Source organism: Paracoccus sp. UBA5162 (genome assembly GCF_002413585.1).
Lineage (GTDB): Bacteria > Pseudomonadota > Alphaproteobacteria > Rhodobacterales > Rhodobacteraceae > Paracoccus.
On record NZ_DHXG01000078.1, the window covers coordinates 54483 to 66292 of the forward strand.

An 11810-nucleotide genomic window follows, 5' to 3' on the forward strand; every position below is an offset into this window, starting at 1 on the left:
ATTCCATGCCTCTCGACGCCAATCTGCGCGACCGTATCCTGCAGGCCGTTTCCGACGGGTTCGACGATCAGGTCGCCTTCACGCAAAGACTGGTGCGGATGCCGTCGCTGCGCGGACGCGAACATCCGATCCAGGATCTGATCTTCAAGGAATTGCGCGAACGCGGATACGCGATGGACCGGTTCCGGATGGACCGGACGGCGATCGAGGCGCATCCGGGAGGGTCGAAATTCTCGGACGATCATTCGGACGCGCCTATCGTCGTCGGCATCCACCGCCCGCGTCAGCAGACGGGCCGTTCGCTGATCCTGCAATCGCATCTCGACGTGGTGCCGGAAGGGCCGCATGACATGTGGGCGGAACCGCCCTTCTCGGCCCGGATCCGGGGCGACTGGATGTATGGCCGCGGCGCAGGCGACATGAAGGCGGGCGCGGCGGCCAACATCTTTGCGCTGGACGCGCTGCGCCGCGCGGGATTTCAGCCCGCAGCCAGCGTCTATGTGCAATCGGTCGTCGAGGAGGAATCGACCGGCAACGGCGCGCTGCAAACCCTTCTTCAGGGCTATACCGCCGATGCAGTGCTGATACCCGAACCCGAGGACGAAATGCTGGTGCGTGCGAATACCGGCGTCCTGTGGTTTCAGGTGCAGGTCCGCGGCGTGCCGGTGCACGTGCGCGAGATGGGCGAAGGCGCCAACGCCATCGACGGCGCCACCCGCATCATCGCCGCGCTGCGCGAGATGGAGGCGGACTGGAACGCCGACAAGGACAGGCACCCCCATTTCGAAAAGGAAGCCCATCCGATCAATCTCAATATCGGCAAGATCGAAGGCGGCGACTGGGCCTCGTCCGTGCCCAGCTGGTGCAGGATCGACTGCCGGGTATCGATCTATCCCGGCCGCAGCGCCGGGGATGCCGCCGACGAGATAACCGCGCGTGTCGCGGCCTTCGCCAAAGCCGACAGGTTCCTGGCCAACAACCCGCCCCGGGTGGTTTTCAACGGCTTCTACGCCGAAGGTTACGTGCTGGAACCGGGCAGCGAGGCCGAGGCGGTGCTGGGCCGTGCGCATGAAACCGCCATCGGCGCGCCGCTGCAATCCTTCATGACGGCCGGTTACCTCGATACGCGGGTCCATGCACTCTACAACCGGATCCCCGCGCTCTGCTATGGGCCGGTCGCGCGCAATATCCACGGCATCGACGAATGCGTCAGCCTGACTTCGGTCAGACGGGTCACGCAGGCCATGGCGCTGTTCGTCGCCGAATGGTGCGGCGTCGAACCGGTGCAGACCTGATGCGTGACACGGGCCCCCGATCCTTGGTCGGGCTGTCCGGAACGGCGGTCGCGCCCGACCTGCTGGACCATGCGGCGCCTGCGGTGACGTCCGCGCAGGCGGCGGAACTGGCAGCGGAGATCTTTGGTGTCTGCGGCGATGTGCAATGGCTCAGCGCCGAAAAGGACGCCAATTTCCGCATCACCCCCGCCAAAGGCCCGCCGGTCCTGCTGAAAATCACCAACGCTGCCGAAGACCGCGGCGTGACCGAGATGCAGACCGCCGCCCTGATGCATCTGGGCAGGGTCGATCCCACGCTGCCCGTGCCCCATATCCGGCCAACCCTGACCGGGCGGGCCGCCCACATCCTGTCGATCCCCGGCGGGCAAAGCCATATGGTCCGCCTGCTGACCTATCTGGAGGGGACGACGCTTGGGCAGGCCCTGTCCGCCACCGGCCTGCACCAAGATATCGGCGCGCTGCTGGCCCGGCTGACGATCGGGTTGCGCGGGTTCGACCATCCCGCGGCCCGGCATATGCTGCAATGGGACATCAAGCGCGCGCACCACCTGCGCCCGATGCTGGAGGCGGTCGAGGACGGCCGGTTGCGAGGGCGGCTGACGCGGCTGATCGATCGCTTCGACGCCGAAATCGCGCCGCGCCTTTGCGGCCTGCGCGCCCAGGTCGTGCACAACGATTTCAATCCGCACAACCTGCTGGTCGATGCCCCCCGCGCCACCCGCCTGACCGGGATCATCGATTTCGGCGATATGGTGCACACGCCTCTGGTCTGCGATCTGGCGGTGGCCTGTTCCTACCAGATCGGCGACGGACCGCGCCCGATCGAGGCGATCGGGCGGCTGCTGGCAGGCTATGCCGCGATCCTGCCGCTGGAACGGGCCGAACTGGATCTGCTGCCCGACCTGATGCGCATGCGCCATGCCGCCACCTTGACGATCGGGGCCTGGCGGGCGCGGCGCTATCCCGCCAATGCGGCCTATCTGCGGCGCAACGGCGCGGCATCGCTGCGCGGGCTGACCGTGCTGGACCGGATCGGCACCGCGGCCGTCCTGGACATTCTGAAACGCGCCCTGCCGCCGGAGCGGATGCCATGACCATGATCAACGCCTTCGACGGCAGCGGCGAGGCCCGTCTCGACCCCCAGGACAAGGCGCTGATCGCCCGGCGCGCCAGCGTTCTGGGGCCCGCCTACCGGCTGTTCTACGAAGAGCCTCTGCACATCCAGCGGGGCAAGGGCGTCTGGCTGTGGGACAGGCGCGGCCGCAGATATCTGGACGCCTATAACAACGTCGCCTCGCTGGGCCATTGCCATCCGCGCGTGATCGAGGCCGTTTCGGCCCAGCTTGGGGTGCTGAACACCCATACCCGCTATCTGCACGAGGATGTGGTCATCTATGCCGAAAGGCTGCTGGCCACGATGCCTGACGCATTGGGGCATGTGATGTTCACCTGCACCGGGTCCGAAGCCAATGACCTGGCCTTGCGCATCGCGCGCAGCCGTGGCGGACGGCAGGGTGTTGTCGTCACCCGGCTGGCCTATCACGGGCTGACCGAAGCGGTGTCGGAACTGTCGCCGTCGCTGGGCGAATTCGTGCCGCGCGGCCCGCGCGTCCGGCTGATCGAGGCGCCGGACGGCCTGCGGGTGCCTGCGGCGGATCAGGGCGCAAGGCTCGCCGCCGATCTGGCCCGCGCGATTGCCGGGATGCGCGCCGAGGGGATCGAACCGGCGGCATTCATCGCCGACACGATCTTTTCCAGCGACGGTCTGCATCCGGAACCGGCCGGTTTCCTGCGCCCCGCCGTCGAGCTGATCCGCGCCGAGGGCGGCGTTTTCATCGCCGACGAGGTGCAGCCCGGTTTCGCCCGCACCGGCGAGGCGTTCTGGGGTTTCACGCGGCACGGTCTGGTGCCCGACATGGTCACGATGGGCAAGCCGATGGGCAATGGCTTTCCGGTTTCGGGGGTCGCCATGCGCCCCGAACTGGTGCGGGAATTCGGCGCGCGATCCCGCTATTTCAATACATTCGGCGGAAGCCCGGTCGCGGCCGCCGCCGGCCTTGCGGTGCTGGACGTGATCCGGGACGAGGGCTTGCAGGACAATGCGCTGCGAATAGGTGCCTTTCTCAAGGCCGGGCTGGACCGGATCGCCGCCCGGCACGAGGCCATCGGCGATGTGCGCGGCGCCGGGCTGTTCCTGGCGGTGGAATGCGTGACCCGGCGCGAAACCAACGCGCCCGACGCGGCGCTGGCCGGCTTTGTGGTCAACCATCTGCGTCAGAACGGGGTGCTGATCAGCGCCACCGGACCCGGCGCGAATATCCTGAAGATCCGCCCGCCTCTGGTGCTGCAGCAGCCCGAGGCAGAGATCCTGCTTGATGCCGTGGAGACCGCTTTCGCCGCGGCCGTCCCGTAATGGCCACGGCGGTCGTGGCAGAAGGCGACATGGAACGGGGCTTGCCCGTCGGCGCAGGGACAATCTCCAGGGCAGGACGGTAGCGTGAAGAAAGACCGGCACGCCAAGCCCGAACTCTCACAGCACGGCGCCGATCTGCCAGGGGACGAATTCGTTGTCGCCCAGGCCCAATTCCTCGCTCTTGCTGGGCTGGCCCGAGGCATTGGCGATGATCAGCGCGACGATCTCGCGGGCCTTGTTCTCCAGCGTCACGGCCGCCGACAGGATATCGCCGCAATTCAGGTCCATGTCTTCGCACATCGCGTGGAACAGCGCGTCATTCGTGGCCAGCTTGATCGTCGGCGCAGGCTTGGACCCGAAGGCCGAGCCGCGCCCGGTGGTAAAGACGATCAGCTGCGCCCCGCCCGCAATCTGGCCGGTGGCAGATACCGGGTCATAGCCCGGCGTATCCATGAAATTCAGCCCCGGCTGGGTGATCGTTTCGGCATAATCCAGAACGGCGTTCAGCGGCGTAGCACCCGCCTTGGCGACGGCGCCCAGCGATTTTTCCAGGATCGTCGTCAGCCCGCCCGCCTTGTTGCCGGGGCTTGGATTGTTGTCCAGCGAGGCGCCGTTGCGGGCGGTATAATCCTGCCACCAGGCGATCCGGTCCAGCAGCCGCTGCGCGATGTCCGGCGAGGCGGCGCGGTCCAGAAGCAGACGTTCCGCGCCATAGATTTCGGGCGTCTCGGACAGCACCACCGATGCCCCCTGCGCCGCCAGCATGTCGCTGGCAAGTCCAAGCGCGGGATTGGCTGTGATGCCCGAAAACCCGTCCGAACCGCCGCATTGCAGCCCGATCTTCAGCGCCGAGGCCGGGGCGGACGCGCGCAGCGCGGCGTTCACCTGCGGCAGCATCTGGCGCACGCGCAGCTTGATCGCCTCGATGGTCGCGCGGGTGCCGCCGTTCTGCTGGATGGTCAGGCCGTGAAAGCGCGCGGCCGCGCCCAGTTCCTGCTTCATCCGGGCGATCTGCATGACCTCGCAGCCCAACCCCACGAACAGCGCCGCGCCCACATTGGGATGGCCCGCATGGCCGGTCAGCACCCGTTGCAGCGCCCGCCAGCCCGGCCCGCCATCGGCCATGCCGCAACCCGAGCCATGGGCGAAGGCCGCAACGCCATCGACATTCGGAAAGGCGTCCAGCGCGCCCTCGATCCGCAATTCCTCGGCCGCGCGGCGGATCACCGTGGCCGAACAATTCACGGTCGAGACCAGCGCGATGAAGTTCCGCGTCCCGATCTGCCCGCCCTCGCGGTGATAGCCCTGAAACGTCAGGGCCGGCCCACGATACCGGTCCAGCGCGGCGCGCGCGGCAGGCAGGCCGGCGCCAGGGCGATGGGCGCGATCGTGGTCGCCGAATGCACAATTATGGCTGTGGACGTGATCGCCCGCGCTGATGTCAGCGGTCGCATAGCCGATGATCTGGCCATATTTGAAGACAGGCTCGCCCGTGGCGATGGCGCGGCGCGCGATCTTGTGCCCCGCCGGCGCGACCCCCCTCTCGGTCAGGATCGCGACATTGTCGGACGGGTTCAGGATCATCGGCTCAGCCATCGGACGGCTCTGCCGCCATGGCCCGCGCCCCCTTCTGCACCAGCCCGGCCAGCGCCGCCGTCAGATCGCGCACAAAGGCCGCATCCTCGCGCAGGACGGGCGGGAAAACCTGGCCCAGCGACAGGAAATTGGCGACTGTGCGGGCAGGGTCACGGGCCCATTGCGCGGCCAGCTTCGCCGCCAGCGGATCCTTGACCTCGATCGGACCGCCCTGCTCATCGGTTCCGGAGGCATAGCGCATCCACGCCGCCACCGAGAGGATCAGCCCCGGCACGTCGCGCCCCGCTGCGCGGCCTTCGACGATGGTGCCCAGAATCCGCTGCGGCAGCTTCTGGCTGCCATCCATCGCGATCTGCCATGTCCGGTGCCGGATGGCCGGGTTGCGGTATCGATCCAGCAGGGCATCGGCATAGGCAGCCAGATCCTCGCCCGGAGGCGGGGTCAGCGCAGGAATGATCTCGTTGCGCCAAAGGCGCTGCACGAATGCCGAGAAGACCGGATCGGCCACGGTGTCGGAAATCGTCTCGTGTCCCGCCAGATAACCCAGATAGGCCAGCGATGAATGGGTGCCGTTCAGCATCCGCAGCTTCATGTGTTCGAACGCGGTCACGTCGCCCACGATCTGCACGCCGACCTGTTCCAACGCCGGACGGGGGCCGCAGAAACGGTCCTCGACGACCCATTGGCGAAAGGGTTCGTGCATGACCGGGGCCTCGTCGCGCTGGCCCGTCCGGGCTTCCAGCCGGTCCAGATCGGCCGCCGTCGTGGCAGGGACGATGCGGTCCACCATGGTCGAGGGGAAAGCGCCCTCGACATCGATCCATGTCGCCAGATCGGGGTCGATCAGCCGCGCCAGTTCCAGCACGACACCGCGGACGACGCGGCCATTTTCGGGCAGGTTGTCGCAGCACAGGACGGTGAAGGGCGGCAGGCCGGCCCTGCGGCGGGCCTGAAGGGCGCGGACCAGAAAGCCGGGGGCGGAACGCGGCAGCGGATGGGCCAGATCATGCGCGATGTCGGGATGGTCACGGTTCAGCCGCCCGGTCGAAGGTTCGTGGCAATAGCCCTTTTCGGTCACCGTCAGGCTGACGATATGGATCGCGGCCGCCGCCATCGCATCCAGCACCGCCTGAGGATCCTCGGGCGCGACCAGCACGTCGCGCAGAACCGTCACGACCCGCGCCGCCTCGCCCTGCGGACCCAGTTCGACCGCCTGATAGGCCCAGCCCTGCGGCCGCAGCCGGTCGCGGGTGCCCGGCGATTGCAGCGAAACCCCGGTGACGCCCCAGTCGCCGCCCCCGGCCGCCATCGCCTCGGCCAGATAGATCGCGCCATGGGCGCGGAAGAACGCACCGAGCCCCAGATGGACGATGCCCGCCGGAGCCTCGGACGGCGACCGGAAAAGCCTATCGGGCAAGCCAGCCTCCGTCCACGTTCAGGACCGCGCCGTTGACGTAACCGGATGCCGGCGCCGACAGGAAAACCGCCGTCTGCGCAATGTCTTCGGGCTTGCCCCAACGACCCGCGGGGATGCGATCCAGAATGGCTTTCGAGCGGTCGGGATCGGCGCGCAGGGCGCTGGTGTTGTTGGTCTCGATATAGCCGGGCGCGATGGCGTTGACGTTCAGGCCACGCGCGGCCCATTCATTGGCCATCAGCTTGGTCAGACCCGCCACGCCATGCTTGCTGGCGGTGTAGGACGGCACCCGGATGCCGCCCTGAAAGGACAGCAGCGAGGCGATGTTGACAATCTTGCCGGCCCCGCGCGGCAGCGCGGCGCGGGCGAAGGCCTGGCAGGTGAAGAACAGCGCCTTCATGTTCACATCCATCACCGCATCCCAGTCGGCCTCGGTGAAATCCACCGCATCGGCGCGGCGGATGATGCCCGCATTATTGACCAGAATGTCGATCCGTTCCGATGCGAAGAGGTCCCGCGCCGCCATCGGATCGGCGAAATCCAGGCGCAACGCGCGACCCGACCCCATCAGCGCCAGCGTCTCGTCGCAATCGCGGCGTGCTGCGGCGATCACCTCCGCGCCGGCCTGCGCCATCGCCACGGCGATCGCCTGCCCGATGCCCGTATTCGCGCCGGTCACCAGCGCCGTGCGGCCCTCCAGCGAAAACGGGTTCACCGCAGATCCTCCGGCTGCACGAAATCCATGTCGGTGTAGTCGACATTGTCGCCCGCCATCGCCCAGATGAAGGTATAGCCGCCGATCCCCGCGCCGGAATGGATCGACCAGGTGGGCGAGATCACCGCCTGTTCATTGGCCACGAACAGGTGCCGGGTTTCCTGCGGCTCGCCCATCAGGTGCAGGACGCGGGCCTCGGGGGCCATGCCATGATACAGATAGGCCTCCATCCGCCGGTCGTGAACATGGCTGGGAATGGTGTTCCAGACCGATCCGTCCTCCAGCGTCGTATAGCCCAGGACCAGCTGGCAGCTTTCCATCACCAGCGGGTGGATGAACTGGCGGATGGTGCGCTTGTTGCTGGTCTCGACCGCGCCCAGCCTGACCTCTTTCGCCTCGCCGACCGTGACCAGCCGGCAGGGCAATCCGCGGTGCGCGGGGGCCGAGGCGAGGTAGAACCGCCCCTGCCCCGAAAAGGTCACCGCGCCCGAACCCATGCCCAGATACAGCACATCGCCCTTCTGCATGTCCCAGGACTGACCGGCCGCGGCGACCGTGCCCGTCTCGCCGATATTCACGATCCCCATCTCGCGGCGCTCAAGAAAGCTGTCGGTCTTCGTTTCCTCGATCCTGTCCAGCACCAGCGATCCGCCCGCAGGCACCGCGCCGCCAATCACGAAGCGGTCGTAATGGGCATAGACCAGCCGGATCTGGCCGTCCGCGAACACGCCCTCGGCCAGAAAGTGACGGCGCAGCTCGGCGGTATCCATGCCCTTGGCGTGGTCGGGATGGATCGCGTGGCGGGTTTCGACATGGGTCATCAGGAATCCTTTCACAGAAAATCGTCGCGGCGCGGGGTGAAGCTGTCGATCAACTCTCCCGCTTTCAGGCACAGGCAGCCATGTTCGGCCCCCGAGGGGATCACGAAGGCGTCGCCGGGCCCGATCTCGAATTCGCGGCCCTCCATCGTGAAACGGTAGCGGCCCGAGCGGACATAGGTCGACTGGACATGCGGGTGGCTGTGCAGCGCCCCCCGGTCGCCCGCCGCGAAGGCAAAGCGGACGACCATCATTTCGGGGCTGTGGGCCAGCACGGTGCGGACGGGATCGCTCATCTGAACACCGAGGGCAGCCACAGCGACAGTGCCGGGATGTAGGTGACCAGCATCAGCGTCAGGAAGGCCGCGCCGTAGAACGGCCAGATGGTGCGCATCGCCTGCCAGATGCTGATACGTCCCACCGCGCAGCCCACGAACAGCACCGCGCCGACCGGCGGCGTGCACAATCCGATGCCCAGGTTCAGGATCAGGATCACCCCGAAATGCACCGGGTCCACGCCGAAGGCCTGCGCAACGGGCAGAAAGATCGGTGTGGTGATCACGATCAGCGGCGACATGTCCATGAAGGTGCCCAGGATCAGCAGGATCAGGTTCATCAGCAGCAGGATCACCAGCGGGTTGTCGGAGACGCTCTGCAAAAGCTGGACCAGCTGTGCCGGCACGCGGAGATAGGCCAGAAGCCAGCCGAAACAGGCCGCGCTGCCGATGACCAGCAGCACCATCGAAGTGGTGCGGACCGCGCCCTTGGTCGCTTCGACGAATTCGCCCCATGGCAGGCTGCGATAGACCAGCGCCGTGATCAGCAGTGCATAGACCACCGCGACATTCGAGGATTCCGAGGCCGTGAAGATGCCCGACCGGACGCCACCGAAGATGATCGCGATCAGGATCAGCCCCGGCACGGCCGAGACGAACAGCGCGCCCATCATCCGGAACCCGGGAAACGGCTCGGTCGGATAGCCCTTCTTGCGGGCCACGTACCACGCCGCGCTCATCAGCATCAGCGCCAGCAGCAGGCCGGGAATGATCCCCGCAGTGAACAGATCCGCGATCGACAGCCGGCCGCCGGCGGCAATGGAATAGATGATCATGTTGTGGCTGGGCGGGATCATCAGCGCGATGATCGAACTGACCACGGTTATGTTGACCGCATAATCCACGTCATAGCCCCGCGCCTTCATCTGCGGCACCATCAGCCCGCCCACCGCCGAGGCATCCGCCGCGGCCGAGCCAGAGACGCCGCCGAACATCAGCGAGGCCATGATGTTGACCTGTCCCAACCCGCCCTTCAGGTGCCCGACCATCGCCCCGGCCAGTGCGACCAGCCGCCGCGCGATGTCGCCGCGCACCATCAGATCGCCCGAATAGATGAAGAAGGGGATCGCCATCAGCGCAAAGACCGAGATGCCGGAATTCAGCCTCTGGAACACCACCACCGGGGGCAGTCCCAGATAGAGAACGGTGAAAAAGCTGGATGCGCCAAGGCAGAAGGCAACCGGCGTTCCGATCAGCAGCAGGCCCGTGAAGCTTCCGAACAGGATCCAGTATTCCATCACTTCGTCTCCAGCATGTCGCGGGCCCGCGCGCCCGCCGCATGGCCGTCGACCTCGCCATCGGCGGCGTCATCCATGTCGCCGAAGCGCCGGGTGCGCAGCCCCACCAGCCGGCGCAGGATACGCTCGGCCGAGAACAGCAGCAGCAGCACCCCGCCCGCGATCAGCGGCGCGAAATCCCAGATGCGCGAAATGCCAAGTCCCGGAATGTCGCCGCTGGCGGCCTTTGCGGCCAGTTGCCAGCCGAACCACGACATCCCGAAGCCGAAGGCTGCCACGACCACGTCCGACAGGCTGTGAAACCAGGGCCGCCAGCCTTCCGGCACGACCATCAGGCCGACGTCGAAGGACAGGTGATAGCCCTCTTTCACGCCGACCGCCGCGCCGATGAAGATGAACCATCCCATCAGCATGACGCTGGCGGGCTCGGCCCAGAAAAGGCTGTAGCCGATGATGTAGCGATAGAAGACCTGCGCGAAGACCGCCGCCGTCATCAGGACCAGGCCGATCCCCGCCAGCCACAATCCCAATCGGGCCACCAGCCCGGTCACGTCGGCCAGTTTCAAGATTGCACCGCGCATCGGGCGATCTCCTGCAAGGGCAAGGGGCCGCCCGCGCGGGATGCGCGGGCGGCCGGAAGGTCACGGGATCACTTGGTTTCCTGAATGCGCCGGACCAGATCCCTGGCCTCGGGCGTGGTCACGTATTTCTCGTAGACCGGGGCCATCGCTTCCTGAAAGGCGGTCTTGTCGATATCCTTGATGATCTGCGCCCCGCCCGCGACGACCTTTTCCTCGGACGCCTTTTCCTGCTCGGCCCACAGCTTGCGCTCGACCTCGACCGAGTTCTTGCCGGCGGTCTTGATGATCTCCTGATCCTCGGGGCTCAGCTTTTCCCAGGACAGTTTCGACATCGCCACCAGTTCCGGCACCATCAGGTGTTCGTCCAGGGTATAGTATTTGGCGACCTCGGCATGGCCCGAACTGTCATAGCTGGGAAAGTTGTTCTCGGCCCCGTCGATGACGCCGGTCTGGATGGCTGAATAGACCTCGCCATAGGGCATCGGCGTCGCGTTCGCGCCAAGCGCCGACATCATGTCCACGAAGACGTCGTTCTGCATCACGCGGAACTTCATGCCCTTCAGATCCTCGATCGAGGTGATGGGTTTCTGGCTGTTGTAGAAGCTGCGCGCGCCGCCATCATAATAGCCAAGAACGATCAGATCCTTTTCCGCGAAATTCTGCGCGATTTCTTCGCCGATCGGACCATCAAGCACGTTGTGCATCTGATCCTGCGACCGGAACAGGTAGGGCAGCGAGAAAAGCTGGGTGACCGGCACGATGTCGTTGAACGTGCCGAAGCTGGCACGAACCATGTCGATCACGCCGAACTGGGTCTGCTCGATCGTGTCCTTTTCCTCTCCCAGCTGCGCGGCCGGGAAGACCTCGATGCAGATGCGGCCATCGGATTTCTCCTTGACCTCGCTGGCCATCGACTTGACCCCCTCGACGGTCGGATAGCCGTCGGGGTGGGTGTCCGATGACCGCAGCGTGATTTCGCATTCCGCAGCCGCGCCCGCGGTTGCGAAGGCGGCCGAAGCCAGCAGCCCGATCAGTGTCGTATTCAGGAACTTCATGTTTAATCCTCCCTGGATGAAGCTCAAAGTCTGTAGGCCCGTTTGGCGAGGCCGTGGGCCAGCTCGCGCGCCACTTCGGGCGCTTCCTCCCCGTCCAGCCGGCCGGTTGCGACCAGCGTGGCCAGATAGGCGCAATCCACTCGCCGCGCGACGTCGTGGCGGGCGGGGATCGAACAGAAGGCACGGGTATCGTCGTTGAAACCGACCGTGTTGTAGAAACCTGCCGTTTCGGTCGTCGTCTCGCGAAAGCGGCGCATCCCCTCGGGGCTGTCGTGGAACCACCAGGCCGGACCAAGCCGCAAGCAGGGCCAGGCCCCGGCCAGGGGCGCCAGTTCGCGCGAAAAGGC

The 11810-nt window shown here is 66.4% G+C and carries 12 protein-coding genes; 3 read left to right on the forward strand and 9 right to left on the reverse strand.

The window, feature by feature from the left end:
• The first annotated feature begins 5 nt into the window (after positions 1–5).
• The 3 genes from B4A72_RS13020 to B4A72_RS13030 are packed head-to-tail and all read left to right on the forward strand — an operon-like array spanning position 6 to position 3708.
• Positions 6–1295, forward strand: a complete 1290-nt coding sequence (locus B4A72_RS13020) for an ArgE/DapE family deacylase (protein WP_292952280.1) — start codon at positions 6–8, stop codon at positions 1293–1295.
• A complete protein-coding gene (locus B4A72_RS13025; protein WP_292978777.1) occupies positions 1295–2389 on the forward strand; it encodes a phosphotransferase in 1095 nt (364 codons plus the stop codon). The genes B4A72_RS13020 and B4A72_RS13025 overlap by 1 nt, the downstream gene beginning before the upstream one ends.
• The gene (locus B4A72_RS13030) at positions 2386–3708 is read left to right on the forward strand and encodes an aspartate aminotransferase family protein (RefSeq protein WP_292952274.1); all 1323 of its coding nucleotides are present in this window, start codon (positions 2386–2388) and stop codon (positions 3706–3708) included. Before B4A72_RS13025 ends, B4A72_RS13030 begins: the two co-directional genes overlap by 4 nt.
• Positions 3709–3825: 117 nt before the next feature.
• Here the strand turns inward: B4A72_RS13030 and B4A72_RS13035 are convergent, their stop codons facing one another.
• The 9 genes from B4A72_RS13035 to B4A72_RS13075 form a co-directional block, all read right to left on the reverse strand.
• The gene (locus tag B4A72_RS13035) at positions 3826–5304 is read right to left on the reverse strand and encodes a UxaA family hydrolase (RefSeq protein WP_292952271.1); all 1479 of its coding nucleotides are present in this window, start codon (positions 5302–5304) and stop codon (positions 3826–3828) included.
• Positions 5297–6721, reverse strand: a complete 1425-nt coding sequence (locus tag B4A72_RS13040; protein ID WP_292952268.1) for a mannitol dehydrogenase family protein — start codon at positions 6719–6721, stop codon at positions 5297–5299. Before B4A72_RS13040 ends, B4A72_RS13035 begins: the two co-directional genes overlap by 8 nt.
• The gene (kduD, locus tag B4A72_RS13045; RefSeq protein WP_292952265.1) at positions 6711–7436 is read right to left on the reverse strand and encodes a 2-dehydro-3-deoxy-D-gluconate 5-dehydrogenase KduD; all 726 of its coding nucleotides are present in this window, start codon (positions 7434–7436) and stop codon (positions 6711–6713) included. The genes B4A72_RS13040 and kduD overlap by 11 nt, the downstream gene beginning before the upstream one ends.
• The gene (gene kduI / locus B4A72_RS13050; RefSeq protein ID WP_292952262.1) at positions 7433–8257 is read right to left on the reverse strand and encodes a 5-dehydro-4-deoxy-D-glucuronate isomerase; all 825 of its coding nucleotides are present in this window, start codon (positions 8255–8257) and stop codon (positions 7433–7435) included. Before kduI ends, kduD begins: the two co-directional genes overlap by 4 nt.
• 11 nt (positions 8258–8268) lie before the next feature.
• Entirely contained in the window at positions 8269–8550 is a 282-nt protein-coding gene (locus B4A72_RS13055) for a cupin domain-containing protein (protein WP_292952260.1), read from the reverse strand.
• Entirely contained in the window at positions 8547–9827 is a 1281-nt protein-coding gene (locus B4A72_RS13060) for a TRAP transporter large permease (RefSeq protein WP_292952257.1), read from the reverse strand. The genes B4A72_RS13055 and B4A72_RS13060 overlap by 4 nt, the downstream gene beginning before the upstream one ends.
• Entirely contained in the window at positions 9827–10408 is a 582-nt protein-coding gene (locus B4A72_RS13065; protein WP_292952254.1) for a TRAP transporter small permease, read from the reverse strand. Before B4A72_RS13065 ends, B4A72_RS13060 begins: the two co-directional genes overlap by 1 nt.
• A gap of 68 nt (positions 10409–10476) precedes the next feature.
• On the reverse strand, positions 10477–11463 hold the full coding sequence (locus B4A72_RS13070) for a TRAP transporter substrate-binding protein (RefSeq protein WP_292952251.1): 987 nt from the start codon (positions 11461–11463) through the stop codon (positions 10477–10479).
• 23 nt (positions 11464–11486) lie between these two features.
• The coding region (locus tag B4A72_RS13075; protein ID WP_292978779.1) for a glucuronate isomerase at positions 11487–11810 on the reverse strand (324 nt) is incomplete at its 5' end.